Annotated in this window: 33 protein-coding genes; 30 read left to right on the top strand and 3 right to left on the bottom strand. The window is 40.0% G+C overall.

The features are described 5' to 3' along the window. The first annotated feature begins 58 nt into the window (after positions 1 to 58). The 11 genes from QCD85_RS01430 (at position 59) to QCD85_RS01380 (ending at position 6,219) form a co-directional block, all read left to right on the top strand. Positions 59 to 514: a hypothetical protein gene (locus tag QCD85_RS01430; RefSeq protein WP_301261433.1), complete on the top strand. Its 456-nt coding sequence runs from the start codon at positions 59 to 61 to the stop codon at positions 512 to 514. Next, on the top strand, positions 511 to 1,053 hold the full coding sequence (locus QCD85_RS01425; RefSeq protein ID WP_301261432.1) for a hypothetical protein: 543 nt from the start codon (positions 511 to 513) through the stop codon (positions 1,051 to 1,053). The genes QCD85_RS01430 and QCD85_RS01425 overlap by 4 nt, the downstream gene beginning before the upstream one ends. A gap of 13 nt (positions 1,054 to 1,066) precedes the next feature. Further along, positions 1,067 to 1,543, top strand: coding sequence for a hypothetical protein (locus QCD85_RS01420; protein ID WP_301261431.1), 477 nt, complete (start codon positions 1,067 to 1,069; stop codon positions 1,541 to 1,543). 34 nt (positions 1,544 to 1,577) lie between these two features. After that, a complete protein-coding gene (locus tag QCD85_RS01415) occupies positions 1,578 to 2,291 on the top strand; it encodes a metallophosphoesterase family protein (protein WP_301261430.1) in 714 nt (237 codons plus the stop codon). A 54-nt stretch (positions 2,292 to 2,345) separates the two neighbouring features. Continuing rightward, positions 2,346 to 3,965 (top strand): HEAT repeat domain-containing protein, encoded by a 1,620-nt coding sequence (locus QCD85_RS01410; RefSeq protein ID WP_301261429.1) that lies wholly within the window; start codon positions 2,346 to 2,348, stop codon positions 3,963 to 3,965. A gap of 38 nt (positions 3,966 to 4,003) precedes the next feature. Continuing rightward, entirely contained in the window at positions 4,004 to 4,381 is a 378-nt protein-coding gene (locus QCD85_RS01405; protein ID WP_301261428.1) for a hypothetical protein, read from the top strand. A gap of 42 nt (positions 4,382 to 4,423) precedes the next feature. Next, positions 4,424 to 4,801 (top strand): hypothetical protein, encoded by a 378-nt coding sequence (locus QCD85_RS01400; protein ID WP_204824726.1) that lies wholly within the window; start codon positions 4,424 to 4,426, stop codon positions 4,799 to 4,801. An 11-nt stretch (positions 4,802 to 4,812) separates the two neighbouring features. Next, positions 4,813 to 5,160, top strand: a complete 348-nt coding sequence (locus QCD85_RS01395) for a hypothetical protein (protein WP_301261427.1) — start codon at positions 4,813 to 4,815, stop codon at positions 5,158 to 5,160. Between the two features lie 90 nt (positions 5,161 to 5,250). Further along, positions 5,251 to 5,580, top strand: coding sequence for a DUF6386 family protein (locus tag QCD85_RS01390; protein ID WP_301261426.1), 330 nt, complete (start codon positions 5,251 to 5,253; stop codon positions 5,578 to 5,580). 16 nt (positions 5,581 to 5,596) lie between these two features. After that, positions 5,597 to 5,698 (top strand): hypothetical protein, encoded by a 102-nt coding sequence (locus tag QCD85_RS01385; RefSeq protein WP_367317615.1) that lies wholly within the window; start codon positions 5,597 to 5,599, stop codon positions 5,696 to 5,698. A 14-nt stretch (positions 5,699 to 5,712) separates the two neighbouring features. After that, entirely contained in the window at positions 5,713 to 6,219 is a 507-nt protein-coding gene (locus QCD85_RS01380) for a DUF6756 family protein (RefSeq protein WP_301261425.1), read from the top strand. A 109-nt stretch (positions 6,220 to 6,328) separates the two neighbouring features. Here the strand turns inward: QCD85_RS01380 and QCD85_RS01375 are convergent, their stop codons facing one another. Next, positions 6,329 to 6,691, bottom strand: coding sequence for a hypothetical protein (locus QCD85_RS01375; RefSeq protein WP_301261424.1), 363 nt, complete (start codon positions 6,689 to 6,691; stop codon positions 6,329 to 6,331). A 167-nt stretch (positions 6,692 to 6,858) separates the two neighbouring features. On the opposite strand from QCD85_RS01375, the gene QCD85_RS01370 reads away from it, so the two are divergent. The 13 genes from QCD85_RS01370 (at position 6,859) to QCD85_RS01310 (ending at position 19,364) form a co-directional block, all read left to right on the top strand. Further along, the gene (locus QCD85_RS01370; protein WP_301261423.1) at positions 6,859 to 8,148 is read left to right on the top strand and encodes a DNA polymerase IV; all 1,290 of its coding nucleotides are present in this window, start codon (positions 6,859 to 6,861) and stop codon (positions 8,146 to 8,148) included. A 214-nt stretch (positions 8,149 to 8,362) separates the two neighbouring features. Next, positions 8,363 to 8,605 (top strand): ferredoxin, encoded by a 243-nt coding sequence (locus QCD85_RS01365; RefSeq protein ID WP_273615629.1) that lies wholly within the window; start codon positions 8,363 to 8,365, stop codon positions 8,603 to 8,605. 237 nt (positions 8,606 to 8,842) lie between these two features. Beyond that, entirely contained in the window at positions 8,843 to 10,264 is a 1,422-nt protein-coding gene (locus tag QCD85_RS01360; protein ID WP_301261422.1) for a L,D-transpeptidase, read from the top strand. Between the two features lie 214 nt (positions 10,265 to 10,478). After that, entirely contained in the window at positions 10,479 to 11,573 is a 1,095-nt protein-coding gene (locus QCD85_RS01355) for a quinone-dependent dihydroorotate dehydrogenase (protein ID WP_273615631.1), read from the top strand. Between the two features lie 52 nt (positions 11,574 to 11,625). Next, positions 11,626 to 12,450 (top strand): GTP pyrophosphokinase, encoded by an 825-nt coding sequence (locus QCD85_RS01350; protein ID WP_273615632.1) that lies wholly within the window; start codon positions 11,626 to 11,628, stop codon positions 12,448 to 12,450. Continuing rightward, positions 12,434 to 12,913, top strand: coding sequence for a DUF309 domain-containing protein (locus QCD85_RS01345; protein WP_301261421.1), 480 nt, complete (start codon positions 12,434 to 12,436; stop codon positions 12,911 to 12,913). The genes QCD85_RS01350 and QCD85_RS01345 overlap by 17 nt, the downstream gene beginning before the upstream one ends. 233 nt (positions 12,914 to 13,146) lie before the next feature. Next, positions 13,147 to 14,802 (top strand): RsmF rRNA methyltransferase first C-terminal domain-containing protein, encoded by a 1,656-nt coding sequence (locus QCD85_RS01340; protein ID WP_301261420.1) that lies wholly within the window; start codon positions 13,147 to 13,149, stop codon positions 14,800 to 14,802. After that, on the top strand, positions 14,793 to 15,560 hold the full coding sequence (locus tag QCD85_RS01335) for a pseudouridine synthase (RefSeq protein WP_301261419.1): 768 nt from the start codon (positions 14,793 to 14,795) through the stop codon (positions 15,558 to 15,560). Before QCD85_RS01340 ends, QCD85_RS01335 begins: the two co-directional genes overlap by 10 nt. 22 nt (positions 15,561 to 15,582) lie before the next feature. Continuing rightward, on the top strand, positions 15,583 to 16,395 hold the full coding sequence (locus tag QCD85_RS01330) for a Cof-type HAD-IIB family hydrolase (RefSeq protein WP_301261418.1): 813 nt from the start codon (positions 15,583 to 15,585) through the stop codon (positions 16,393 to 16,395). 102 nt (positions 16,396 to 16,497) lie between these two features. Next, entirely contained in the window at positions 16,498 to 17,676 is a 1,179-nt protein-coding gene (locus QCD85_RS01325; RefSeq protein WP_273615636.1) for a glycosyltransferase family 4 protein, read from the top strand. 80 nt (positions 17,677 to 17,756) lie between these two features. Next, positions 17,757 to 18,326, top strand: coding sequence for a xanthine phosphoribosyltransferase (locus QCD85_RS01320; RefSeq protein WP_273615637.1), 570 nt, complete (start codon positions 17,757 to 17,759; stop codon positions 18,324 to 18,326). A gap of 321 nt (positions 18,327 to 18,647) precedes the next feature. Beyond that, positions 18,648 to 18,977, top strand: coding sequence for a hypothetical protein (locus tag QCD85_RS01315; protein ID WP_069327821.1), 330 nt, complete (start codon positions 18,648 to 18,650; stop codon positions 18,975 to 18,977). A gap of 135 nt (positions 18,978 to 19,112) precedes the next feature. After that, entirely contained in the window at positions 19,113 to 19,364 is a 252-nt protein-coding gene (locus tag QCD85_RS01310) for a hypothetical protein (RefSeq protein WP_273615638.1), read from the top strand. Positions 19,365 to 19,723: 359 nt separating this feature from the next. On the opposite strand, the gene QCD85_RS01305 is transcribed toward QCD85_RS01310, so the two are convergent. Beyond that, entirely contained in the window at positions 19,724 to 20,221 is a 498-nt protein-coding gene (locus QCD85_RS01305) for a hypothetical protein (protein ID WP_274170406.1), read from the bottom strand. A gap of 389 nt (positions 20,222 to 20,610) precedes the next feature. On the opposite strand from QCD85_RS01305, the gene QCD85_RS01300 reads away from it, so the two are divergent. From QCD85_RS01300 to QCD85_RS01280, 5 genes are all read left to right on the top strand, one after another. After that, a complete protein-coding gene (locus QCD85_RS01300) occupies positions 20,611 to 21,726 on the top strand; it encodes a glycerol dehydrogenase (RefSeq protein ID WP_301261417.1) in 1,116 nt (371 codons plus the stop codon). A 294-nt stretch (positions 21,727 to 22,020) separates the two neighbouring features. Then, on the top strand, positions 22,021 to 23,223 hold the full coding sequence (locus QCD85_RS01295) for an MFS transporter (RefSeq protein WP_301261416.1): 1,203 nt from the start codon (positions 22,021 to 22,023) through the stop codon (positions 23,221 to 23,223). Between the two features lie 46 nt (positions 23,224 to 23,269). Continuing rightward, entirely contained in the window at positions 23,270 to 23,590 is a 321-nt protein-coding gene (locus tag QCD85_RS01290) for a cupin domain-containing protein (protein ID WP_301261415.1), read from the top strand. Positions 23,591 to 23,961: 371 nt separating this feature from the next. Next, positions 23,962 to 24,402: a ribonuclease gene (locus QCD85_RS01285; protein WP_204824707.1), complete on the top strand. Its 441-nt coding sequence runs from the start codon at positions 23,962 to 23,964 to the stop codon at positions 24,400 to 24,402. Between the two features lie 96 nt (positions 24,403 to 24,498). Next, complete coding sequence (locus QCD85_RS01280; protein WP_301261414.1) at positions 24,499 to 24,786, top strand: barstar family protein; 288 nt, start codon at positions 24,499 to 24,501, stop codon at positions 24,784 to 24,786. 157 nt (positions 24,787 to 24,943) lie between these two features. Here QCD85_RS01280 and QCD85_RS01275 read toward each other — a convergent pair whose 3' ends face one another. Continuing rightward, positions 24,944 to 25,891: a copper amine oxidase N-terminal domain-containing protein gene (locus QCD85_RS01275; RefSeq protein WP_301261413.1), complete on the bottom strand. Its 948-nt coding sequence runs from the start codon at positions 25,889 to 25,891 to the stop codon at positions 24,944 to 24,946. A 178-nt stretch (positions 25,892 to 26,069) separates the two neighbouring features. Here QCD85_RS01275 and QCD85_RS01270 point away from each other — a divergent pair, with 178 nt between their 5' ends. Next, positions 26,070 to 26,507 (top strand): hypothetical protein, encoded by a 438-nt coding sequence (locus QCD85_RS01270; protein WP_301261412.1) that lies wholly within the window; start codon positions 26,070 to 26,072, stop codon positions 26,505 to 26,507. The last annotated feature ends 5 nt before the right edge of the window (positions 26,508 to 26,512 follow it).

Raw genomic sequence — 26,512 nt, 5'->3', positions numbered from 1 at the left:
TTTCAGATGAGGAACTTCGAATGAATATTGATATGCAAGGTATAAAGGGGGCTGAAATGTGCCTAATTTAGAAGATTATAATCAACCGCTATCTGATCAAATTGTGTTTATTGTAGAACAAGGAAATCGGTTGCATCAAGATCACAAATGGGAGCAAGCGTTAGACAAATATACAGAGGCTTGGGAGTTGCTTCCAGAGCCTATAGTGCATTGGGATCTTACTGAGTGGATTGCTTCTTGTAAAATGAGCATCTATATGGATCGCCAAGATTATCAACAGGCTCACGAATGGGCGTTGATTGCTGTAGAAGCGGTAAAAGATAATCCCAGACATACTTCAGCCAAAATTAATGTCGGTATAACCTGTTATGAAACAGGTGCTACGTCTGACGCATATACATGGTTTGAACAAGCGCATCAATTCGGGGGAGCACGTGCTTTTCAAGGATTTGATCACAAATATCTACAATTCTATACACAGATAAAGCAAGTGGAGAAAGGAGAGGTCAAATGACAGTTTCTTTGGATCAATTAACGATTCAAGACATTCCATGGAATCGGATCACTACGCCTTATGGGAGAGCCACAGAAGTCCCTCAAATGATCGCTAAAAGAAATTATAGTGGTCTGTCCAATATCGTAGAACATCAATTGACATTATGGCAGGTTACCCCATGGATACTATTCTTTTTGTTAAAAGAATTATCTCTTCAATCGCCAGATGAAGTCAGTGTAGTAGAGATCGATTTGTATGAAGGAGTGATAGAAGCTCTTTCTGAACATGAACAGTTGGAAGATACGGAGCAGACATTGGAGACGATGCCTCTTTTATTAGAAGAAGTGTATCTTTGGGATCAAGATGATCAAGACGATGAATTAGAGTGGGAAAATGAAGAACCTCGTGGATATGATTCAGAAGTCTTTTTCAATTATTATGTCTACAGTTATCTCCTTCTAAAGCAAGCTCTACCTATATTTGAAAATATCTCACGTCATACCACTGATCCAGATATGCAAAATACGTTACAGGACTGTATGGAGTACTTGGAATAAGGAGGATAGATTTGTGGAGTATATCAAATCATTTTTTGAAGATGAAATGTATTATTTTGAATTGGATGATCAACAGATTGCTTATCGCCAAATTGTAGTGACAGACACAGATTCCAAAGTGTCTATTGCTCCTGATTTTATGCTCGCTGAAGCAGAAGTTGAATACGAACCTGATGAAAAGATCGGTGTGGTTGAATTTGAAATTGCCTGGGAATCAGCGATCTCCAAATATCGCAAACAGTGGGATTATTACAAACAGCAGTATCTACCCGGTGATTCAGTAACAGGAGTATTACGCATGTTCTATCCGCAAGGATGTGTTATTCAGTTGGATGAGCATACGTATGCTATTGCAGATCGAGCGATGTTACCTGAACAGATTGATGGACTTCCGCTTGGAATAGGGATTGTAATAGCAGGTAAAGTGAGCGGGTACGATGAACAGAACTTATGGGTACAATTGGATCAGTGTACTGTTGAACATATATAAGCTGATAATCATGTAATGAAAGGAGCTTGCTACGATGATCTATATCACTGGTGATATTCATGGTACTCATAGTGTGAATACACGTTTTAATACTCGGAATTTCCCGGAGCAAAAACATTTAAGTAAACAAGATATTGTGATCGTAGCAGGTGACTTTGGATTGATATGGAACGGAGACAAAGAAGATCAATACTGGTTGAAATGGTTAGATAAGACCAAACCGTTTACAACAGTATTTATTGATGGAAATCACGAAAATTTCGATCTGTTAGAACAATATCCTACTGAATTATGGCAAGGCGGATTAGTGCATCGAATCAATGACAGTGTATTACACCTCATGCGCGGACAAGTCTATGAGATAGAAGGATTAACTTTTTTTACGTTTGGAGGAGCCGCTTCACATGATAAAGCATTTCGATGCGAAGGAAAGTCATGGTGGGCTCGTGAAATGCCGGATGATGAAGAATACCAGTTAGGGCTATCCAATCTGGAAAAACATCACTGGAAAGTGGATATTGTGATCACTCATACCTGTACTGCACAAAGTCTAGCCTGGATACAACAAAAGTATTCAACAGAAGTGGTTGCTGATGAGATGCATGAATATTTTCAAATAATCCAGAGTCGACTAGATTATGATCAATGGTACTTTGGTCATTTTCATCAAGATGTACAATTACCGGATCGTCAGAGATTGTTGTATCACGATCTTTTTATGATTTCTGAATATCAGACTCAAACATAGAACGCAGAAAAATAGGAAGGTGAATGTATGAGTGGCATCAAAAAGAGTAGGCGTATGTCTATTCATGTAGAGTATTTATTAGATCAATTGTATGAGCAAGAATCGGTCGACCTCCTTGTTCAAATTAAAGAAAGTGGACAGTTAGCTGCGATTCCGTATCTCAAATCTTTTTTGTTTTCAGAACGAGCTGACATCGTGAGGGCTGCTGAAAATGCAATTAGTGATCTGTTACTACAATGCCCTGTGAGTGAATTGATCTGGTTAAGTGAACGCTGTCGCGAAACACTTCCTTTTCATTATCAACAACGTGGCAAAGCATGGATTGAGCTTCGACCAGAGACAGTATTGCATTGGTCTAACGATATTCATCCTATTCAGATCATTATGGCTAGCTTTCATTGGGATGGATATGTGCGTGAAGTGGCAGTACAACGATTAAGCCAATTTCAAAATGGATCAGAAATCCCATGGTTGCTGATTCGATTAAATGATTGGGTATCTCCTATTCGATTCAAAGCTTATCGTGCATTGAAACAAAAAATACATATCTGCAATACCGAATATTTTATTCAGTCGATCTGGTTAGTACAGCGATTAGTAGGGCGTGGCAAAGAGCATCATGAATTGTTGAATACACAGATTCAACAGCTTATTGCGCAACCTGAAGCTAGACCTGCTTTGGAACATTATATGCACTCGACAGATGTCTATATTCGTCAATTTTGCTACAACATGATGTTGAAAACAGAAGCGACAGATCGATATGATTTATTCACTTCTGCTTTACAAGATCATGCTTTAGCGATTCGTCTATGGGCTGCTCGTCAAATTGATCAAGCAATCGAAGTAGATAAAGATTCGTCTGAGAAGATATCGAATCAATGGCTAGATATCGTGTATATGATGTTAGCCGATCATTTCCCGGCATTGCGTCGTCTGGCGTTGGATATATTAAGTTATCATTTTCCAATGCAAGCCGAGACTGCGTTAATTGATGGTCTGATGAGTCATAATCTGACCATTCGCGAGACAGCACGTCGTCATTTGCCCAAAATCAAGCCAATACCCTATGTCGAATATTATTTGGATCAGATATGGAATGGAAATGAATCGTCTCTGGCTGTCGCAATCGCTGGATTAGGAGAGACGGGTACAGCAGAAGATGCCGAAGTTATAGCTGAATATAAAGATCATACACAGATTAAAGTACGTAAAGCTGTGTTGACAGCTTTGGGTAAATTAAAGCCTACCGCTTATATGGATGTTTTCTCTCAAGCTTTAGTAGATTCGCAACCCGGCGTATCCAAAATAGCGAAACAGACGCTTATCCAATATACGTATATGTTAGATCGAGAACGATTGATCCAACTGGTGCTAAATTGTCCATTGTCCCATATTTCGCGCAATGCTCTTCGTATTCTGTTTGCTTTTGACTCTTGGCAAAGTCTAGATAGTTTATTGCGAATATTAGTCCAAACTGAACATAGAATAGTAGAGCATACAGTGAATCATCTACTAGACGGTTGGATCACCAAAGCAAATTCTCAATTTCGAGCAGAACTTCCTATTGAAATGAAAAAACAGCTTTTATGCTATTTAGAGCAAAGTAAGAGTGTATTGGATCAAGGTAAGCATCGGACACTGGAATGGATTATTCAACTGGATAGCAAGTAATTGATGGTAAAAAGGCAATAAGAGTGGAGGAGTACAAAATGAATGAATTTCTTAGAGAGCAAAATGATCATCGGGATGGACGCTTACGAGCGATAGAGGTGAATCAAGCCGAGATTACTGCTTTTCAAAAAGCGATGTTGTACTTGAAATTTTCTTGTGAGGAAACAGATTCATTATTGTATGCTGGTAGCGATTCGCTCAATAGTCTACTTTATAAAATGATGAAAGCAAGCGATATGGCTGAGATTGAAGCTTCTTTTTACAATAAAGCGTCACTGGTGAATGAAGCATTTGTTGAACAAAAAGTAAAACGGTTGGAACAAGAACAACCTTATGTACAGCCACCTTCTCAAGAACAAGCCAACGAAATCATGAAGTCGTATATGTATCCATTTCTATCTTCGAATCAAACCTAAATTGTGAACAGATGTCATTCAATAAGAAATGAGGATGAACAAATGAGAACGATTACGTATAAGCATAGTAAAGCTGATGGACTACTAGGATATGAATTATTGCCTGCACGTTATGGTGAAAAGTGGGATCAGATTCAAGCTGATTCTGTGTTTATTTATGCCGGTGATTTTGATTATTTGATTCCTTATTTGAAAAAGCATTATCCTATTGTTGATCCAGTGACCAATGATCGGTATGGTTACTTTGATACATCTGGTTTTAATCCGATAGCCAAAGCACTCTGGACTAATATATTAGCAGAAATGAAAGCTTATCAGACCAAAGATCGTGAGCTCAAAGCATTTATCCGCTCGCTGGTTACCTGGTTAGAGATTCAATTAGAATGGGCAGATGAGATTATTATTTTCGGGAATTTATGAGGTGAGTCATCGTGGGTTGGGAATACGGTATTCAATGTATAGAAGAAGAGGGCATAAGTAAAGAACAGCAAGCCAGGCAGTTAATCGAGCAGTTGAGCCAAGCTTTGGTTACGTTAGATCTGGGTGATATGGTGATTGAGCAGGTAGACGATGGATTGGTTATTACAGATCCTTCTTATACAGATTGGCCAGATGTGGCACAGATTCAAGTGGAGCAGGCTGATCTAGCAATCGAATCTATAGCCGAAGGCGAAGTGTATATTCATTGTTTATTTCATCGACATGATGTACCTGTACGGCGAATGATTGATACCATCCAAACAATTATTTCTACAGAAGATCAGTGGATTGAATTGTAAATAATCATAAGAATACTGGAAGAGATGAGATTGTAATCAGGATCAGATGTGCACATGATGAAATGAGTATAATTAAGGAGGAACGATCCAATGTCTAACCAAATTCAAGTGATGACAGATACAGCAACACTTTGTATTTATGATCTGCAAGCACTCAAGCATCGATTGGAAGATACATCAGATTGGTGGTCTATTCCTGAAGATGAATTGTTAGAAGTGAATCTAGGGAATATTGCTTTTCTTAATGTAGGCGCAGATGGATTATATACTATGCAACAGGTAGATGAGATCGAACAACCCGTAGTTCAATTATGGATCAATGTTCCTTCGGGTCAATTGTATGCAGGAGCAGCAGAAAATGTGACAGGGGGGCGAGCTAGAGCCAGAAGATGGGGACAGTGGACAATATATAACGGTTGAGCCGGGCGTATATCATTTGAAAATAGCAGTAATACAGCAAAATATTGAATTTGCTTTGTTACGAACTGAACAGGCAATCGCTAACAATCAGTTTGAAGATTTGATTCGTATTGGATAAGGAGGTTAGTAGATATGTCTGGTCAACATTATGCTAGTACAAGGGATGAAATAGAACACCTCGTACAACACTATCGTATTCCAGCCCCTCGCTTTCACGAAGTAGGTAAAATGCAGTGGTCATCTATACTTTCAATAATCACACAAACGTTTATCACGTCTTCACATGCAGGAAGCGAATCTGCATTAATGCGAGGATACAATCATTTGCAAGAACCGTATGTAAGTTATCAGGTAGGAACAGAAGGGTACCGAGAGATTGCTAAACTGATTGATCGCACCGAACAAGTCTGGTTCCTCGCTCCTGAACGCTTTTATAGTGGTAAACAATATTGGGTGTATGAAGCTTATGTAGATGCGATTCAATGGATAATTGAACAAACAGGAATGACTGAATATTATATCGTCTCCAAAAAGCTACAATGGTTATTATGTGAGACTCATCATGAAGTCATCATCGGCACAGGTGAACCAATAAGTGGACGTATTCAGAAGCGCAAAAAAGAGCTAGACGATGTTTGAAAAAGCAAAATATAAAGCAGACGATATTTTGGTCATTCCAATAAAAGACAATTGCTTGGCGATCTGTCAGGTTATTAGTACTCTGTATGACCGATTTAAAAAGGTGTCTTCATTTGGTATACTCTGTATCCAAGAGGATCAAGTTTATTGTGGTGAGCAACATAACGACAGTCGCCTGATGATTCCAGTGATCTGTATTAACAGTATAGATCAGGTATTTTTCTGCACAATCTGACAGACGGGTATCCCAGAATAGTAAGTCCTTTTCCCGACTTATCGCAAAAGGAGCTGTATATTCAAATAACGATTTTGATCCGTCAGACGCCATTGCGGCTTCTTGTAATACAACTTCAGCATCTAATATTTCATCGAACCAACTCCGCCAATTGTAATATTGCGTTAACCACGAATTAGCATGATCTCCAAGTGGAATAAAGATTTGAAATGATCCACATAACTCTCCATATCCCAATGTCTATTTGAATAATTCCGAACATTTGTACTTATTTTTGCGTCATATCATAGGCTAAATGAAACAGATACGATATAATAGAATCATACGATATCTATTGTAGGCGATTCGGCTGATAGAGCATAATCCATAGGGTAAAGACTGCACAGGCAAGGAGGATGATCAGCTTGAGGCATCATGCCAATTACTACCCTGCCAAAGGAAGAGTCATTTTGCATGTAGATATGAATGCTTTTTATTGTTCTGTTCATACAGCAGAAGAACCGGAAAAATATCAAGGCAAGCCCACAGCTGTCGCAGGTAGTGTTGAACTGCGCAAAGGAATTGTGGTTACTTCTTCTTACGAAGCGAGAAAGCGTGGCGTGAAAACAGGCATGCTGGTTAGAGAAGCATTGCAGAAATGTCCGAATCTGATCTTAATTTCGCCTGACTTTTATTTATACAAACAATACTCAATAGCATTCATGAATATTGCATATAGTTACACACCGATGTTGCAAGCAACGTCAATTGATGAATGCTACTTGGATATTACAGGTTCGAGTCAATTTGGCACGCCACCTCAGATTGCGGAACAGTTGCAACAACGGATCTGGGAAGAGTTACATTTACCTTGTTCGATAGGAATTGCGCCTAATAAATTACTAGCAAAAATGGCTTCAGATATGAAAAAACCTAAAGGTATTTCGATATTGCGTATACGAGATATGCCCAAGTTATTATGGGATAAGCCATGCGGACAATTGTTTGGCATCGGCGGGAAAACATCTGCCAAATTAGTAGATATGGGCATTCGCACGATAGGGCAACTTGCAGCAGCAGATGAAGCCAGATTAACAGCTAGATTTGGTGTAATGGGAAGCTGGCTCAAGCAAGCGGCAAATGGGATAGATCATTCGCCTGTAGAGATTGATCGGGAAGTCAGTAAGTCGATAGGGCATACTACAACATTGCCTGCTGATATTCAAGATCGTGATGATATCAGAAGAGTGATGCTTAATCTAAGCGATCAAGTATGTCGCCGATTGCGTCGTCAGAAATTAATCGCTCAGACGATTCAGATTACGATTCGCACACCTGATATGAAAACAATCACTCGCTCCAAATCACTAGCTGTTCCTACAGAAACGGCGGATGAAGTGTATCGTGAAGCTTGTGCACTATATGATCGTCATTGGGGAGATCGTACGCCTGTTCGATTATTAGGAGTGGCTCTTCAAAATTTACAGCCCAAAGAAGAAGCTGCTTTGCAAATGGACTTGTTTGATTATAATCGTCAACCGGTCAAAGAGCAGTTAAATGAAGTGATGGATAAGTTACGCGATAAATTTGGTGAAAGTGCGATACTAACAGCAGGTATGTTAGGCAATGATCCTTCAGTCCTGATTCGTAATCACAAAATTAGAGGCACTTCATTGCAAAAAGATGGTATGATTTTGCCAGGCATGGAAGAATAATCAGTAAGTAATGATTCAATATTGATCTATATTGTTTAAATTTTAATCAATAATTGGATTCGTAGTACAGGTGTGTTACAATTTGTGTACTGGTAATTGTTGGTTATTCATTTGAAATAATATATCTTTTATATTATATTGTGAGTATATGTAAACTGGTGTCAGTTCTTAAAAAAAGACAACTGGTAAGTAACGATAGGAGGCATATATAAAGATGGGGAAATATAGTTGGGTTGACAAAGATACATGTATCGCTTGTGGTGCTTGTGGAGCAACAGCTCCAGACATTTACGATTATGATGATGAAGGTTTGGCTGAAGTGATTTATGAAGGTGACGCTAACCGCGGTATTATGGCAATTCCAGACGATATGTTTGATGATTTGCAAGATGCTTGTGACGGTTGTCCTACAGATTCAATTAAAATTGCTGATGAGCCTTTCGCTCAAGCTGAATAAGTTTTACTAGTGTACTGAATAGAAGTACATGGTCCGATAAAAGGCGTTGCAGAGACGAAATGTGTCTCTCAACGCCTTTTATAATCTCATTTTGAAGTAACTTGAAGAAATACACAGATTAGCCGATATACATAGTATTGCATTATATTTTAAATATAAAATAGCTATCCCTAAACTGTACATACTATAGAGACAATATAGACTATTGGAGCGTAGTGTCCATGCTGGAGGTAATAAATGAAAAATCTACTCTATCTAAAGCGTTATGTCAAAATGCACCCCAACAACAGAATGGGCTGGTATTTGCTTGGCAAAGAATATGAATCCGATGGACAAATGGGTAAAGCTAATTACTGTTACAACAAAGCTGGAGATGTATATGAAGCTTTTGAACATAGTAAAGTGCCTGCGGATATTTTGAAAGATTACGAAGCCAAGCTTATGGAGATGGCTGAAAAAAGAGATCGCAAAATTCGTCGTTGGCGATACAGTGTGTTTGCTATATTATTACTGTTTTTAATCACGTTGCGTTCTGTAGAAGCTCCTCATGCCACAGATCAGACGCTTGCAGATCGTTCTTCTCAACATATCACCAAGCCACCGACCAAAGTAGCATCGGCTATTTCAAAAAAGAAACCAGCAGATACGTTCAAAGGATACTCGGCTCCACTTAGCTTTACAGCAGAAGCTTCGCTAAATAATACCAATGCTTCATTGTCTGCCGTTTCTAAATATATGCGACAACAAATGTTAAAAACAGCCCCACAAGTTGCAGCAGTACTAGGTATGGAAAAGCAAGACGATTGGCTATTATGGACACCGAATATGCCTGTCTTGTATACGATGGCTGCCACCGATCAGCCCGGACAGATCGATCTTCAATCGTATGATCCCAAAGCATGCCAGTGTAAACCCGGAGAGTTGGATCATTATCCAAATGAATCGGCGGCTTGGGTACAGCAGCAAGAGCAGTTGGTTGTAATGAAAACAGCGATGATCAATTATATAACCGCCAAAGGAAATCTTCCAGAGCAGATGAATCAGTTGGAAGCGCCTTTTCCAGGCAATTGGTTAGCAGGTAATTCGGATACGATGAACCAGACGTTTACCGCTTTAAAGAAGCTACAGAGCAGTGGCAGTCAAAGTACTGACGATAGCGGCAATACAATTGGAGACGAAGCATTCTCATCTACACTCGGGAATCATCCTTATTTTACAAAACCACTTGAAGTGATTGTCGATAAACAAAAGCATCGTTTAGCTATAGTTAGTGGATCGATTATTTTACGTAATTATGAAGTAGGGCTTGGTGGAAGTAAAACGCCCGAGGGTACTTTTCAAGTATCGATCAAAGTGATGAATCCAAATGGCAAAGCTAATGGAGAATTTGGCAGTCGGGGTATGCAGTTATCGGATACGAATTATGCTATTCATGGTACCAATGATCCTGATAGTGTAGGTCAAGATGAATCATTAGGATGCGTGCGGATGGATCAAGCTGATGTAGAGGAATTATTTGATATGATTCCGTTAGGAACAAAAGTAACCATCGCCAGTAATGTATTGCCAGGAGACACTTCTGTACCTACTGTGCGATTCCAGACAAAACGTACACAAGATCAGACAGATCCTTCACGTCATTATCACTGGTTAAATTAGGATCGTTCCTTGTAGCGACTGGATTGATTCATTATATACCGTTTGAGTTTATGTACACAGTGGACGCTCTTTTCAAATGAGAAGAGCGCTTTTCTTTTGTCCCCGAAAAGGATAAACTGGTATAGAGAATGATTTTACAGGTTAATAGATAATAATTCCTGCAAAATCATGCATAAAGGCTTTTTGCAAATGCCAGGAACGGAGTGAATGTAACTTGCTTTACCGCAATGTTTTCAAACCTATGTTATTTCGGATGGATCCGGAAAAAGCACATCACATGGTTATTGGAGGTCTGGGCGCGGGGGTGCGTATACCAGGCACATTAGCTGCGATGAAGTCGATGTATGGAGTGAAAAGTACACCCGATATGACGACTGAATTGTTTGGACTTTCATTTCCGAGTCCTGTTGGTCTTGCAGCAGGACTCGACAAAAATGCTCAGGCAGTTCCAGGATTGTCTGCGTCAGGCTTTGGATTTATGGAAGTCGGAACAGTAACGCCCAAAGCACAATCCGGTAATGAATTGCCACGTTTGTTTCGTTTGCCTTCAGATGGAGCGCTTGTGAATCGAATGGGCTTCAATAATGAAGGGGCAGCTGCTATGGCAGGAAGATTACGTTCGTTATCTTCTAGACCTATTCCTATAGCAGTCAATATCGGTAAAAATAAAGTCACTGCAAATGCGGATGCAGCTAGCGATTATGAGACTTGTATTCGCACATTGTATCGATACGCTGATTTTTTTGTAGTGAATATCAGTTCACCTAACACACCTGATCTGCGTAACTTGCAACATGGTGATGAATTGAAAGATTTGCTTAGACTGGTAATGGGTGAAATGAAGCGCCAGGCGAAGCAAAATGGCATTTCCAAATCTGTACTGGTCAAAATTGCACCGGATGTCAATGATAATGAACTTGAACATATGGTCGATACGATCGCTGCAAGTGGAGTAGCGGGACTGATTGCTACCAATACCACATTATCCCGCGATGGATTAACTCATCAGCATGCAAGTGAAGCTGGTGGATTAAGTGGTAGACCACTCACCAAGCGATCGACAGAGATTATTTCTCAAGTCTATCGTCAAACAGAAGGTAAACTGCCTATTATCGGTTGTGGAGGAATTTTTTCGGGGCAGGATGCTTATGAGAAAATCAGAGCAGGTTCAAGTCTGGTCGAAATCTATACTTCATTTATCTATGAAGGACCGGAAGTGACCCGGAAGATACATATGGATATCCGGGAGCGTATGCTGCGTGACGGATTCACACACATTTCCCAGGCAGTGGGAGCAGATCATCATTAATCCAATATACCCTCGACTCAAGGAAGAGGTCATAGACTGAGGAGGCATGAAGATGGACGGAAGAGACTGGGGATTATTCTTGCTTCCCTATGAGCAAGCGGTTGAAGAATTAAAGGTCAAGTTCAAAACAATGCGTGCAGAACTGAAAAAACGTCAGGAGTATGCACCGATTGAATTTGTAACCGGTCGTGTCAAAAAGATATCGAGTATTCTGGATAAAGCCAAACGTCTAGACGTACCGATGGATCAGCTTGAAACTGGAATCGAGGATATCGCTGGCATCCGTATCATGTGCCAATTTGTAGAAGATATTCGTTGGGTTGCCCAGTATGTACGTTCTCGCAAAGATTTAACAGTGTTATACGAGAAAGATTATATTACTAATTTCAAAGATAGCGGATACCGTAGTTTCCATATGATTGCTGAATATCCGGTACAGACCGCTTTTGGACAAAAAATGGTGCTTGCTGAAATTCAGATTCGTACACTGGCTATGAATTTCTGGGCAACGATTGAACACTCTTTAAATTATAAATACCACAATAGTCTACCTGATGACATTCGGAGCCGACTCAAAACGGCTGCGGAAGCAGCGATGGTGCTTGATAATGAAATGTCCAGTATTCGTGAAGACATTTTGTCAGCACAGAAGAGCTTCGAAGACGATTCCAGTATCGTCCATCGGATTCTGACCGATATCCATAAGCTATATTTCTTCCATCTGATTGTAGAAGCGATCGACTTCCGCAGGCGATTTGATGAATTATGGCAAGAACATGACTTTGAAGGGCTCAAAGAATTATCCAGCGATATCAAAGCCATGCTTCGAGCAGAGTCTGTCAAAGTAAGTGGAGAAGAAGATGAAAGCCAATTTTGAGCCACTGTATGTAGCGTATCTGGTCTATTTTAATCGGGATCGCGATTACTTTGAATGTCATGAAGTGCTGGAAGAGTTGTGGCTGGAAAAAGAGCGAGAACCGGTATATCAAGGATTGCTACAAATTGCAGTTGCATTATTTCACTTCCGTAATGGAACAGTGAATCATACGTATAACAAAATCGCTGGTGCGATCAAGATGATGAAAAGCAGTTATCGTAAGTTACTGCCTTATCAACATCATGCACTAGGGATAAATATGGAAAAGCTAATGGCAGATGTGAGATTGTATATCAAGCGACTAGAACATTATCAAGAACAACCTTTTGATTTCTATGACCTTAATATCGAGATCACTGATCCGTTATTACAAAAAGAAGTAGCTCAAGCGTATCAGACCATTCAACCGAATCTACCGATGCGCATGGGCTACGAACGAGGCCCCAAATCAAAAGAACTCTAGCGCTTGGCAATATAAGCGCGACTCATTCAATAAAATAGTGATTTTTGCAAAGCAAAATATTTTACCTTAGCGCTTGGCAAAATAATCACATTAAATACACATCAAGCTTGCCGTAATGGCAAGCTTTTTGCTATGGATAGCTTTAAACTATGGTAAAATAAAATGACGTTTGTCTGGATCGATTCAGACAAATGTATCTATTAACCACCCCAATTAAAGGAGAACGACCAATTATGGCTTTGCAACTCCCGCCGCTATTTGTGCAGCGGATGCAAGATTTGCTCGGTGATGAATTCCAGTCTTTTATAGACAGCTATCAAGAATCTCCCCATGCAGGTATACGCATCAATACACTCAAAATCACCGATCAGGATTTTCAACATATAACGCCATTTGCGTTGCGTTCGATCCCATGGTGTCCTACCGGATATTATGTAGAAGAAGGCACACGCCCGGGCAAACATCCTTATTACCATGCAGGACTTTATTATATTCAAGAACCTAGTGCGATGGCTCCTGTAGAAGCGTTAGACGTACAGCCGGGTGATCGGGTACTTGATCTATGTGCGGCTCCTGGAGGCAAGTCTACACAGATTGCAGCGGCTCTACGTGGTCAAGGAATATTGGTCACCAATGATATCAGCGCAGATCGTACCAAAGCACTTGCTAAAAATATGGAATTATACGGTGTACGTAACGCAGTTGTGTTGAATGAAACGCCAGAGCATATCGCAGAGCAGTTTGCAGGATTTTTCAATAAAATATTAGTCGATGCTCCTTGTTCAGGTGAAGGTATGTTCCGCAAAGATGAAGATATGGCACGCCAATGGGCGAATCATTCAGTCGAACGCTGTGCGATCATGCAACAAGATATTCTGAATATTGTCGCCAAAATGCTAGCCCCGGGCGGACGCATCGTATACTCAACCTGTACATTTGCTCCAGAAGAAAATGAGCGCAGTATCGCTGTATTTCTAGATCAGCATGCTGACTTTCAAGTGACTACACCACGACAAGCAGAACATTTTGCAACCGGTCATAGCGATTGGGCACATCAAGTAGAACAGGAATTACAAGCAGGAACCTCAGTATTGAGCGGAACAGCTTTGGATGTTGATAGCGATACTCCGTATCAATCGATCTCAACAGCTTCGATAGAACAGACTGCCAAAAGCGCTAGACTATGGCCTCACCGCATCGAAGGAGAAGGTCATTATATCTGTGTACTGGATCATCAGGGAGTAGAAGAAGAGTTAGAAGAGAATTATTTGATACAAGTAACATCACCATCTACATTTTCCAAAGCGTACACTGACAAACCCAAACGTGCAGATAAACGCCAATCTGCTAAAGAGCAACAAGATTGGAAAAGCGACCGCCGTTCAGGTAAAAAAGGCAAAGAGCGTCGTTCGGATAGCAAAGCTTCATCTGCCGATCAGCAGGAATCTTTATCTATGATTGAAGTGATCGAAGAATTTACAGCACGTGAACTACAATTGCAATGGTCGCAAAACTGGATTCATTTCGGTGGACGTATCTATCAATCGCCGATCACAGAAGAGCAACTCAAAGGTCTTAAAGTGGTACGCCCGGGTTGGTTTGTAGGTACGATAAAGAATGGACGTTTCACCCCATCGCATGCGCTTGCTACCGCCTTACAACCTGTAGAAGCGAAGCGCTGTATTCAACTGCAATCTCATTCAGCCGAAGCGATTTCTTATTTAAAAGGGGAAACGTTAACGATAGATGCCGAGCGAGTAGAACGGAATGCAGATACTTTGCCCAAAGGATACGTACTGGTATGTATAGACGGTTATTCCGTCGGATGGGGCAAATGGCTAGATGGTATGCTTAAAAATGAATATCCAGCAGGATGGAGATGGACATAAAGGTTATGAAAAAAACAGTTAAAAAGCAACGTGTCGATAAAATATTAGGAAATCTAGGTTACGGTACACGAAGCGAACTCAAACGTGCTGCCAAGCAAGGACGAATTAAAGTCAATGATGAAGTTATCAAAGACAGCGGACTACAGATCGACCCTTATCAAGAAAAGCTAGAATTTGACGGAGAACAGGTGAATTACCGGGAATATATTTATTTGCTGATGAACAAACCGCAAGGGGTAATCTCAGCTACTGAAGATCGTCATGACTCTACGGTGGTGGATTTATTGGATATCGAATATCAGGTATTTGAACCGTTCCCTGTAGGTCGGTTGGATAAAGACACCGAAGGATTGCTATTGATTACCAATGATGGTCGATTAGCACATGAATTGTTATCACCACGCAAACATGTACCCAAAACATACGAAGCTGATGTACTGGGAGAAGTCACAGAAGACGATATCGTTCAATTTAGCAAAGGCGTTACGCTAGAAGATGGATATGTAACATTACCGGCTGAATTACAGATTCTTGCTCATACGCCAAGTCCAGAAGGAACCATGTCACAGATCCGCCTCACCATATCGGAAGGCAAATTCCATCAAGTAAAACGAATGTTTGAATCTGTAGGCAAAAAAGTAACCTTCCTCAAGCGTGTCTCTATGGGTGCTTTGCAACTAGATCCAACTTTGCCAACTGGAGAATACCGCGAATTGACTGCTGAAGAACTGGTTCAGATTGGGCGAGGAACTGAATAATAAATGTAAGGACAGGTGAACAATGACATACCGTTTAATTGCACTCGATATGGATGGAACTCTTTTAAATGATCAGCATGAGATTTCGCCACAGACCGCAGCATCGATCAAGCAAGTAGCCGCGCAAGGGGTAGAGATCGTTTTTTGCACAGGTCGAACACCGATTAACTCGATTCCGTACATGGAACAGTTAGGATTACACGAGGATGGTTATGTGATTGTCCACAATGGGGCAGCAACTGTTCATGCAGGTACGCGAGAGATTGTGCATCAATTTCCGTTAGCCGCGCAAGGGCTTGATCCCTATATCCAATACTGTCAGCAACATCATATCCATTTTGATATCAATACTGCGTTTGGATTATATGTAGACTCTATAGATCAATTACAAGCAGATGCTGGCAAAATGTATGATAACTTTCTGATGACACCTCAAGTGTTGCCACCATGGAACGAATTTACAGAACCTGTGCTCAAGCTAAGTGCTTTTGCTTCGATTGAGCAGTTAGATCAAGCGTATGCAGAATGGAGTACGTGGAATCCAGAGTTCAATATGCTACGCAGTGGAGAGTTTTTTGTCGATCTGATGCATCCTCAATCTTCCAAAGGTGCTTCACTGCAAGCACTGGCTGAAAGTAAAGGGATTGCTCCTTCCGAAGTAATGGCTATTGGTAACTATTTCAATGATCTATCGATGATTACGTATGCTGGACTCGGAGTCGCTATGGAAAATTCTCCAACAGAAGTAAAAGCAGCGGCAGATGAGGTCACGTTATCTAACAACGAAGATGGGATTCATCACATTCTGGTCAAGCATGGACTGATATCTGCTTAAATTTACCAAACCGCTCGCTAATTTGAGCGGTTTTATTGTGTTGGTTGACTTCAATACATGGTACAATCAATAATTATCAGCATACAGGAAGGAGGAACAATTTTGAGATTGTTGCAAGCTTTGTTTTTTCCTCCTGAACAGCCAGGGGGCGTATCGTCCATGATCCCTTATTTGCAGGAACGGTTCAGTTCTGCACGCTGGGAGATGGAATTATTTTCTTTGCCCAAACGGATTCGTAATAAAGGAAAAGAAGACGTAGTTTTTGAAACGTTTGACTGGACGATCTATAGTGCAAGCCCTATCGTGCAAAAGTATATTCAGACGTATAAAGATTATCGCTGGTGGGCGAAAATGCGATTGAATAAACCGTACGATCTGATTCACTCTCATCATCCACTGGTCGGTATGGTGATGAAAGAAGTATTCCCGGATACACCACTGGTACAGACGATTCACTCCAGTTATGAACGTGAGCTGATTTTGAATGGTAAAATCGAACGTGGTGGATTGGAAGATCAATTTTTGACATCGTTGTACCGTGAACTAGAACATAAAGCAGATATTTTGATGACGGTGTCTCATTCGTTCCGTCAATACTTAGCACCTTTTTTAGATCGTCCTGAACAAGTTAGAGTACTACCGAATGGATTTGATGAGAAACGATTCAAGCCAATCGCTCATGAAAATGAAGTGGCTCAGCTGATCACCGTATGTCGCCTTGTTCCTGCCAAAGGGCTAGATACCTTACTAGAAGCTTGCGCGCTTCTCAAACAGCGTGGACAAGCGTATGTACTGCATATCATCGGAGATGGCCCGAGTCGTACCGATCTTGAAGACCTGGCGAAAAAGTTAGGCATTTATGAAGAAACGATTTTTTACGGATATACATTACATCCAGAAGAGTTTATGCCTTTCTTTGATATCTTTGTTCTGCCTTCGCGCGCAGAAGCATTCGGTTCTGTGTTTGCAGAAGCGGCATTGTGCTGGTTAGCACTGGTAGGGACAGATATTGGCGGAATTGCCGAGCAGATTGAAGATGGTGTCAATGGATTATTAGTTCCACCCGAAAATGAAGTGCTACTTGCTGATGCGCTAGAGAAAGTGATCAATGATCCTTCGTATCGGTATGAATTGGCGCGTACAGGCTGGGAAAAAGCCAAAACACAATATTCATTAAGCCATATTGTAAATGAACTCAAAAAGCTGTACCTTGAATTTCAACCCGAAAATTCAGTAGAGTCGGTATCGAATGTATCTATATTACCGAATGAACCAGAATAGAAAAGCCAATCTTAGCACACAATAAATGATATGATTACAGTAAGGCAACACAAGAATACCGGTGATGGGGGTCGGAGAAAATGGAAGAATTGAAAGAACGTATTTTGGCAGAAGGATCGGTTATGTCTAACGATGTGCTGAAATTAGATGCACTATTGAATCATCAAGTCGATCCACAACTGATTATGCGTATGGGTAAAGAATTTGCAGATTTATATCGCACAGAAGGTGTGACCAAAGTAGTCACTGTTGAGTCCTCAGGGATTCCAGTCGCTTTTACAACGGCTTTTGAATTAGGGGTACCACTTGTTTTTGCACGACGTAAAAAGACTTTGCTTGCTGATCCTGATTCGTTGATCGAGCGAGTGCCTTCCTTTACCAAAGGGATAGTGACTGATATTATGCTATCTCGTCAATTCGTTACCGAGAATGATCGCATTTTATTTATTGATGATATTATCGCTAATGGAGATGCGGCGCGTGGAATGATTCGAATTATTGAACGTTCCGGTGCAACGTTGGTAGGAGTAGGCATTGTAATCGAGAAATGTTTCCAAAGTGGAGCACAAGCGATTCGTGATCAGAATATTCGTCTGGATTCACTGGTCAAAATTACTTCACTTCAAGATGGACAAATTACATTCGGGTGATCCAAAGTGCTATAATAGACGTAGTTAGGATGTAGATAGACAATTTCACCAATTAGTTTCTAGTTGAATAAAATTTGTTGCAACAAAGTCTTATATTCGGTAAAGAAGATTCCGATATGTTACAATATAACCCATATTCTTGTTTGGTTGTATAGACGCAACTCATAGTAATCAACAGATGATTATGAAGTGAACGATCGACACATCTGTCACTACATTTACAAATATCTTTAACCTTTTGTTGAAAATATGAGCAATCTCTTTCCAAATGGGGTATATTTGTCTTATAATAAAGATATGTTATCGAGGGGAGGCAGACCAATGGGGAAAGAACCGATTACTGAAGAGTTCTTCATCAAAAAACTAGCCGATGCAAAAATTCACTTCGAGCGTGCTTTGGATTGTAAGCACACTGAATTTGATGACCTGTATCCCTATATGATTGAACATCCTCAGTTCTTTTGGTATAAACGCTATGTTGCCTGGTCAGAACTATTGACCATTGTAGGATTGTGTAAAGACCTGGATTTTGCTTGGGAGCAAGAATTTTCAGCTCATCAAGTAGAATATGTAGAACAACGTGTGATGTCAGCTAAAGTGCTTGATTTCTGGTTCGAGAAAAATGATACCAAAGAACCTGCACAGCGTTAATCCGCTTTAGGAAAATCCTTTGTCGTTACAGTCAACTAGAATCTACAGACATTTCAACAAATTATCAGACCTAAATGGGATTTCATTTAGGTCTTTTTTTGTACACATAAATACAATAGAAAAGAGGGTGACATGATGATTACAGATGATGAATTAGATGCATATCGAGTATCCGGTGAGAAAGTCCGTGTCGTTCGTGATGATATTCGAGAAAATGATATTCGTGGTATTGTAGTAGCATGGGATGATGAACAGGTATTGATTCGTCGCCCAAATCGTAATGTAGTTAAATTAAGCCGTAGCTATATCTACCAACCTTCCAAAGAAGAGCGTCGAAGTCCTTTAGATGAAATGGAAGATACAGTACATCCAGCATCTGAGGAATAAGGCTTTATACTTGTAAATACTATATAGGATGTATGTGAGGCTAAATAGCAAGCTAACGATATCATGATTAGGATCTATTTATAACCAAAATGATCATAATTAAAATAAGAACTTAAGAGATTGATCTAAAGCTCTACAGAGAGTGATCCAAAATTCTACAGAGAAGTAATACACAATTGCACAAAAAAAAGCATCTATTGATCGTCTGAATAGCAGACAGATCATAGATGCTTTTATTATATAAAAGCCATTCAAGGAGTTGAATGAAAATATAGTATAGCGAAATGTGTGGTTTCACTAACAATGATTAGGATTGAATCTAGGTCATATCTATCTGTTAACCCCTAGAACAACTGTAATTAACCAAGAGTACCTGTACGATAAGGACGATAGCCAGAGTAACGAGAAGGTTCGCGTAACTTGGTATTGTTAGATACGGTTGCAGGATGTGGCGAACCTTGATCTTCATAAGACGAAGGTGTATGAACAGCCGGAACAGGAGACAATCCCAGATAAGCACGCATCCGTTCGTTCGCTTCTTGATGAAACTCGGTGATGCCTAATTGAAAAGTACCATGATGACCACTGCAAAGAATCTGAGCTTCAACATGAGTAGCCGACTGATCAATCTCGTACAATCGCAAATTATGGCTACGTAGATCACGACGAACTTCTGACAACAATAGATTAGTGCGGTCCATACCGCTACGAATCACTTCCATATATAATCCAGCCGACGGTAGTTGATTGCTTTCCTCTAACGACTTAGCATCACGATCAAATTTCTTTTGAATATAAACAAGCAACAGATAGCTTTTTACCAGAGAGCGTTCTTCTTCGGATAAAAATACAGCCATTCATATCACCACCTAGTATAAGAACTTATGTTCTTATTATATGGTATAACTTGTAAAGATGCAATACTTTGTTCGCAAAAAAGGCGAACAAAATAAAATATGATTCGCTGTTAGCAGAATTATAGATATTTGATTACACCTTATTAACATCATGATCAATTAATAATTTACCCTATGAAAAGGAAAAAGCTAATCTGCTTAGTGTTCATAAAGGTCAGTTTTGGTGAAATTATAAGAAGAGACTATTGATCCGCATTGCCGTTTCCTAATCAATACTGTAATGAATAAATAGGATTTGCAATACAAAAGGAAGTACACACATCAGGTACATAGCGGAGTAATAGGATCGATTCGACCAAATATGGATATATTGGAAGGGGAAGATCTTCATGACAGAACGCATATTTATCAGCCCGGGAAAATACGTACAGGGTAGAGATGTCACTGATAAAGCAGGGGAATATGTAAAAGGAATTAGCGATGGCAAAGCATTGGTAATCGCCGATGATATTGTCTGGGATATTGCAGGTAACCGAGTATTAGAAAGCTTGGACAAAGCTGGCGTACAGTACACCAAAGCCGTGTTTAACGGTGAAGCTTCAACCAATGAGATTAACCGTCTAGCAGGACTTGGTAAAGAAGGTCAAGCCACTATCGTTGTTGGTGTAGGTGGCGGTAAAACGTTAGATACAGCCAAAGCGGTTAGCGATCAGTTGGGTGGATATAGTGTGATTATCCCGACAACTGCTTCTACAGATGCACCAACCAGTGCACTTTCTGTTATCTACTCAGATGAAGGTGTATTTGAAAGTTATAAATTTTACAATAAAAATCCTGACTTGATTCTTGTCGATACCAAAACGATTGCAGGGGCACCGCCACGCTTCCTATCTTCAGGTATAGCAGATGCTCTGGCAACATGGGTAGAAGCAAGAGCGGTTATCGAAGCGCGTGCGACAACCATGGCAGGCGGTCTAACCACGATTGCGGCTGAAGCGATTGCCCGTAAATGTGAAGAAGTATTGTTCGACTATGGTGTACTTGCTTATGAATCGGTTAAACGCAAAGTGGTTACACCTGCGCTTGAATCAGTTGTAGAAGCGAATACGCTACTAAGTGGACTAGGATTCGAAAGTGGTGGTCTAGCCGCGGCACATGCGATCCATAACGGATTCACTGTATTAGATGGAGAGATTCATCATATGACACATGGTGAAAAAGTCGCTTTTGGTACATTGTCGCAACTGGCACTTGAAAAACGTTCTATTGAAGAAATCGAGCGTTATATTGCTTTCTATATCAGCTTGGAATTGCCTGTGACACTAGAAGATCTACATTTACAAGATGCAACAGATGAAGATCTTTATCGTGTAGCAGAAGCGGCTACCAAAGCCGATGAGACTGCTCATAATCTTCCGTTCCCTGTAACCGCCGATGATGTTAAAGATGCTATTATCGCTGCCGATCAATACTCCAAAGCATACAAAGCTAAATTGAAAAATTAATAAAACCGTATCTGAATATATGACACTTTTGGTGACGCGTACTATAGTATTTTTGTAATGATGTATTGTAGTAGCGGTATAATATAGAAGTGAGTATATAATCATACGATTTTTTATAAGAAGAACAAAAGCCTACTTTTACCATTGATTTGGTGAAAGTAGGCTTTTTTGCTTTCATTATTCGACATTTTCTGATAGGGTAGGAAAGATAGGATATAAGAATGTAGAGATCAACAAGTATTTTTTTATCCAGTAAATAAAGATGGTTGCGTAAGTGCAAGGAAGGTTGGGAATATGAGAAAGTTTGCGTTTGCTTCATATCTGATGTATTTTCTAGCAGGGTTAGTCGTCACTACGATTGGAGCGATTATGCCGCAGTTACTCGGGCATTACAATCTAAGTTATACTGAAGGTGGAACACTGGTATTTATCGGTTCAATTGGATTCCTGATCGGAGTTCCATTGTCTGCTTATATGATGCACCGATTTGGTGAAAAGGTCACACTGGCAAGTTCTGCCCTTGTTATCGCTATAACGCAGGGGATGATGCTAACATTACCGCAGTATTCGTGGATTACAGTCTTGAACTTTTTTAACAGTCTAAGTGTATCTGCGATTGAAGTCGTAGTCGCGGCTCTAGTCATGGAGCGATTTGTAAGTCGTAGAGCGGTAACGATGAGTTATTTGGAAGTGTCGTTTGGTCTGGGAGCGTTAGGGATGCCTGTTTTTGCAAGCGGTTTTATCGCACTTGGGCACTGGCAATGGGTATTTGCAGTAACAGGATTAATCTCACTTGTGATGGGGATCGTATGGATGCGGATTCAATATTCTGGTGAAGAAGAGTCTTCATCTCATCAAGCTGTCGATGCGGTAGAAGTTGCACCTTCGGCTACGGTAACAGGCAGACATAAAATAGTATTATTAAGCATATTTTTGCTGATGATTTTTGTGTATTGTGGAATTGAAGGCAGTCTCAATAATTTCTTATCATCTATCTTTATTACGTATTTCGGTAGTTCGGAATATTATGCTTCGATCAGTATCGGTGCATTCTGGGGAGCGATGGTCGTTGGACGACTTGCAACCAGTTGGATTATTCGTCGTGTGAATTACAGTCGTTTTCTATTGATTAGTATGTCGCTTAGTCTATTGGTTCTGCTAGCATTCCTTGTCTTCCGTCAAGAATGGGCTGGGTATCTATTAGTACCATTGTTAGGATTTACGATGTCGGGTGTCTATTCGATCACAATGGTCTATGCCAATCATACATTACCCGGTATGGCGCGTACGGTTACCAGTCTGATTACAGGATTTGCAGGCTTCGGTAATGCAGTATTCCCTGTATTGATCGGCTATACGATGGATCGTGCACCGATTCAAGTATCTTTGATGTTGATTGCTAGTTATGCGGTAGCCTTTTTAATTCTGTTATTGATTATTATGGGCAATTATCGCAAATGGAAACGTACAGATGCACACGAAGCAGTAAAGGCATGATAACAGAATGAATACTGCTTAATCGCCAAAAGGAGGCAGAATCGATATGAGCAATCTAGGTGTATGGGAAGATGCAGAACCAGGGGTGAAACGCTGTATTTTGAATGCTAATGCAGGCTTAATGATGATGGAAGTTCGCTTTGCCAAAGGAGCAGAAGGATACCAGCATCACCATCCTCATCAGCAGATGAGTTATTGTCTACGGGGTTCATTTACATTCACGATCGATAATCAGCAGACAACACTTACTCAAGGAGAGTCTATTAATATCCCGCCTCATGCCAGTCATGGAGTTGTAGCACTGGAAGAAGATTCTGCTCTGCTAGATGTATTTACTCCGATTCGCGAAGATTTGTTAAAATTGTAAACGCAGATCAAGCTATCTCTTTACATAAAGTGAAGAGGTAGCTATTTTTATATCCATACCTATATAGAAGGCATACCTAGAACTAATTAGATAATCTCAGATTTCTATGGATTAATATGGTAAAATTAAAAAGAGTGTATATATGGATAAGAATGATATGTATATAACTAATAGATAGTACATAATGTGTGCTTTTTACTCTCATTTTACGTTATATTTAGAAATATTTACAAATAAAGCGATTAAATTTAAAATTTTAAACAAACTTGTGTGATATAAATGGTAAAGAGAATGCTTGTTACCTATAATGTGCATAGGACGTTATAAGTTAACAACGTTCATCCAATACAAGCTACATAGGAGGCTGGAAAATGAAAAGATTTTTGTCCACAGCACTACTTGCATTGATGTTAACGGTTGTCTTCTTTACCGGTTCACAAGTAACACCTGTTGCACAGCCAGAAAAAGCTTCAGCAGCGACTTGTACGATTATCAACACATTTACAGGTGTATCGAATTACATCAAAGCGAACAAAACATTGCCTTGTAACTTTATTACGAAATCTCAAGCATCAGCGCTTGGATGGGTTTCTTCTAAAGGAAACTTGGCAGATGTAGCTCCGGGTAAAAGTATTGGTGGAGATGTATTCAGTAACCGCGAAGGATTACTCCCAACAGCAAGTGGACGCACATGGCGTGAGGCAGATATTAACTACACTTCCGGCTTCCGCAACTCCGATCGTATCTTGTACTCTAACGACGGTCTAGTGTACAAAACAACAGATCACTATGCTTCATTTACCAAAATGTAGAACATAAACGTTGTTCATACGCGTATGCCAGAGCAGATGATTGCTTCTGGCATATCGCTATGAATAGCACTTTAAGATGTAAAGGATGAGATAACAATGAAAATGGTAACGATCAATGGCGAGGAATTTCATACGATCAACGAATTACACGAGACTTTACAACAGAAGCTAGAATTGCCTGAATTTTATGGAAAAAATCTAGATGCACTATGGGATTGCTTAACAGGCATGATCGAATTGCCATTACAGATGGAATGGTTGAATTATGATGTAAGCCGTCAACGTCTAGGTGACAAAGCCGATCAGGTGCTGAGTGTATTGGAAGAAGCTCAAGCAGAAGGTAATGGCTTTCGGATATGGGTAAGGGATGAAGTGGAAGAGTGACTATAGAAGATTAAGATAGGCAATATAGAGAGATTTCATGTATCACTAAAAAGGTAAAAGAAAAGCTGTTGCTCTTAGGAGCACAGCTTTTTTTGTGTTTGGTTACAGTTGGATTGCTAGAGAAGTGCTGAGAGTTAGCATATCATAAGCAAGCTGATTATTTTAAATCAGTTGATTCTTGCTCTATAACGGGTAAAGCTTGTTTTGTCGAAGAAGCATCTACTCGTCCGATCTCTTGTTGATTTCCATTGATATCGACCAACCCGTAGAATAGATTATCTACAGAAGCATTGATCTTGTAATAAGCTAAAGGTGTCGATACCACAGGTCTTGTCCCGACTTCTTTAGTAATCTGGTAAGGCAAGAACAAAAGACCTTTATTAATCGCTGGCTTATTATCATATGTCGCAGCCCAGAGTTGTTGTGCCTGGTTATTGCGAACTTCATAATAAATAATTCGTCCACCATTATCTTGGAAATATTGATTGGATACACCTATAGGAAAATAAGAAGTAACTGTCATCAGTCCCATGCTAGGCAATTCAGGTGGAACAATAACTTGCTTGAGATTCAGTGTGTGTCTACGTGCTACGGCTAATTGTTGCGCGAGAGAATCTGTAGACGTAACAGATGAAGATAGATGATCCGTATTGCCAATAACGATACGATTTTGCTTATGATCCCACTGTACAGACAATCCCATCAATTGACTAATGGCACGTAAAGGAACCATAACACGCTTGTTGTGGATGAGCACAGGTTGAGCAAGGGTTACATGTTTGCCATCGACATTAACATAAGTACTTCCGACTTGGAACTGTAATGCAGATTGAGCGTTATCGGTATAGTCAAGGGTAGCTGTCTGCTTCGCCTGATCCCAAGTTAAGCGGATGTCAGAAGGTTGAATCTTTTGAATCGTTTGTAAAGATACCATTACTGTTCCCTTGAGCATATAAGGAGGGACATCAGTTGCAACGACTCCTGTCGCAGTTACGACTTCAATAGGCTTAGTGGCAGCAGAAATAGAAGGAGTAGCGGTTGAAAGTAGAGCAGTAGTGAGAATACATGTAGTTAAGAACTTAATATGTAGGTTGCTAAATGGCATAGGTGATATTCTCCTTTGCTGAAATAATGGATGTTTCTTGTTATATTATATAAAATATAACATATATTAAAGTTTGTTCTATGATTAATCTCTAGTTTGTTATTACATATGTATATAGAAATGCAGATTCTACGCATGTGCAAGTGAAAGTACTATAAGTAATAAAGGAGCAAACAATGTGCAAATTCGCATCAAATCATTCAGATTATGGATAGTGGTGGTGGTTATCTTAGGTAGCTTATGTTTATCTATACTACTCTATCAGTTATTACATCCTACACGAGTCCAATCGTTCGATCTACAAATTGGACATCAACACCGAGATGATCTACCGGGCATGTTAGATGATGACGTAACTTTTACGAACGATCAACAACTGTTCGCTATAGCAATCTATCCAGATGAACCTTATGTACAATTAAATCAAAAAGCTAAACTAACAGTCACCCGCAAGTCAGATGGCAAAGTCATGCAGATCAAGGAAGAAAAAGAATCGGGAGATTTAGCCGCTTGGGAAATGCCATTACATAATACACAGTGGGAAAGCGGAGTGTATAAGGTTGTATTTACAAGGAATAATGATGTGATTGAACAGCAAGAAATCACACTAAAATAGAGGAG

Origin of the sequence: Paenibacillus sp. PsM32, from assembly GCF_030433815.1 — a bacterium.
GTDB classification, from domain to species: domain Bacteria; phylum Bacillota; class Bacilli; order Paenibacillales; family Paenibacillaceae; genus Saccharibacillus; species Saccharibacillus kyungheensis.
Note: the sequence above shows the minus strand (reverse complement) of the source record. Positions and strands in the feature narration are given on the sequence as shown.

What these genes read in the sequence shown, in the direction of transcription:
- QCD85_RS01330 (WP_301261418.1), top strand. Translation starts at nt 15,583, where the DNA reads ATGACATACCGTTTAATTGCACTCGATATGGATGGAACTCTTTTAAAT.
- QCD85_RS01360 (WP_301261422.1), top strand. Translation starts at nt 8,843, where the DNA reads ATGAAAAATCTACTCTATCTAAAGCGTTATGTCAAAATGCACCCCAAC.
- QCD85_RS01320 (WP_273615637.1), top strand. Translation starts at nt 17,757, where the DNA reads ATGGAAGAATTGAAAGAACGTATTTTGGCAGAAGGATCGGTTATGTCT.
- QCD85_RS01315 (WP_069327821.1), top strand. Translation starts at nt 18,648, where the DNA reads ATGGGGAAAGAACCGATTACTGAAGAGTTCTTCATCAAAAAACTAGCC.
- QCD85_RS01305 (WP_274170406.1), bottom strand. Translation starts at nt 20,221, where the DNA reads ATGGCTGTATTTTTATCCGAAGAAGAACGCTCTCTGGTAAAAAGCTAT.
- QCD85_RS01380 (WP_301261425.1), top strand. Translation starts at nt 5,713, where the DNA reads ATGTCTGGTCAACATTATGCTAGTACAAGGGATGAAATAGAACACCTC.
- QCD85_RS01350 (WP_273615632.1), top strand. Translation starts at nt 11,626, where the DNA reads ATGGACGGAAGAGACTGGGGATTATTCTTGCTTCCCTATGAGCAAGCG.
- QCD85_RS01410 (WP_301261429.1), top strand. Translation starts at nt 2,346, where the DNA reads ATGTCTATTCATGTAGAGTATTTATTAGATCAATTGTATGAGCAAGAA.
- QCD85_RS01285 (WP_204824707.1), top strand. Translation starts at nt 23,962, where the DNA reads ATGAAAAGATTTTTGTCCACAGCACTACTTGCATTGATGTTAACGGTT.
- QCD85_RS01365 (WP_273615629.1), top strand. Translation starts at nt 8,363, where the DNA reads ATGGGGAAATATAGTTGGGTTGACAAAGATACATGTATCGCTTGTGGT.
- QCD85_RS01310 (WP_273615638.1), top strand. Translation starts at nt 19,113, where the DNA reads ATGATTACAGATGATGAATTAGATGCATATCGAGTATCCGGTGAGAAA.
- QCD85_RS01425 (WP_301261432.1), top strand. Translation starts at nt 511, where the DNA reads ATGACAGTTTCTTTGGATCAATTAACGATTCAAGACATTCCATGGAAT.
- QCD85_RS01275 (WP_301261413.1), bottom strand. Translation starts at nt 25,891, where the DNA reads ATGCCATTTAGCAACCTACATATTAAGTTCTTAACTACATGTATTCTC.
- QCD85_RS01400 (WP_204824726.1), top strand. Translation starts at nt 4,424, where the DNA reads ATGAGAACGATTACGTATAAGCATAGTAAAGCTGATGGACTACTAGGA.
- QCD85_RS01340 (WP_301261420.1), top strand. Translation starts at nt 13,147, where the DNA reads ATGGCTTTGCAACTCCCGCCGCTATTTGTGCAGCGGATGCAAGATTTG.
- QCD85_RS01280 (WP_301261414.1), top strand. Translation starts at nt 24,499, where the DNA reads ATGAAAATGGTAACGATCAATGGCGAGGAATTTCATACGATCAACGAA.
- QCD85_RS01295 (WP_301261416.1), top strand. Translation starts at nt 22,021, where the DNA reads ATGAGAAAGTTTGCGTTTGCTTCATATCTGATGTATTTTCTAGCAGGG.
- QCD85_RS01290 (WP_301261415.1), top strand. Translation starts at nt 23,270, where the DNA reads ATGAGCAATCTAGGTGTATGGGAAGATGCAGAACCAGGGGTGAAACGC.
- QCD85_RS01415 (WP_301261430.1), top strand. Translation starts at nt 1,578, where the DNA reads ATGATCTATATCACTGGTGATATTCATGGTACTCATAGTGTGAATACA.
- QCD85_RS01405 (WP_301261428.1), top strand. Translation starts at nt 4,004, where the DNA reads ATGAATGAATTTCTTAGAGAGCAAAATGATCATCGGGATGGACGCTTA.
- QCD85_RS01345 (WP_301261421.1), top strand. Translation starts at nt 12,434, where the DNA reads ATGAAAGCCAATTTTGAGCCACTGTATGTAGCGTATCTGGTCTATTTT.
- QCD85_RS01300 (WP_301261417.1), top strand. Translation starts at nt 20,611, where the DNA reads ATGACAGAACGCATATTTATCAGCCCGGGAAAATACGTACAGGGTAGA.
- QCD85_RS01335 (WP_301261419.1), top strand. Translation starts at nt 14,793, where the DNA reads ATGGACATAAAGGTTATGAAAAAAACAGTTAAAAAGCAACGTGTCGAT.
- QCD85_RS01390 (WP_301261426.1), top strand. Translation starts at nt 5,251, where the DNA reads ATGTCTAACCAAATTCAAGTGATGACAGATACAGCAACACTTTGTATT.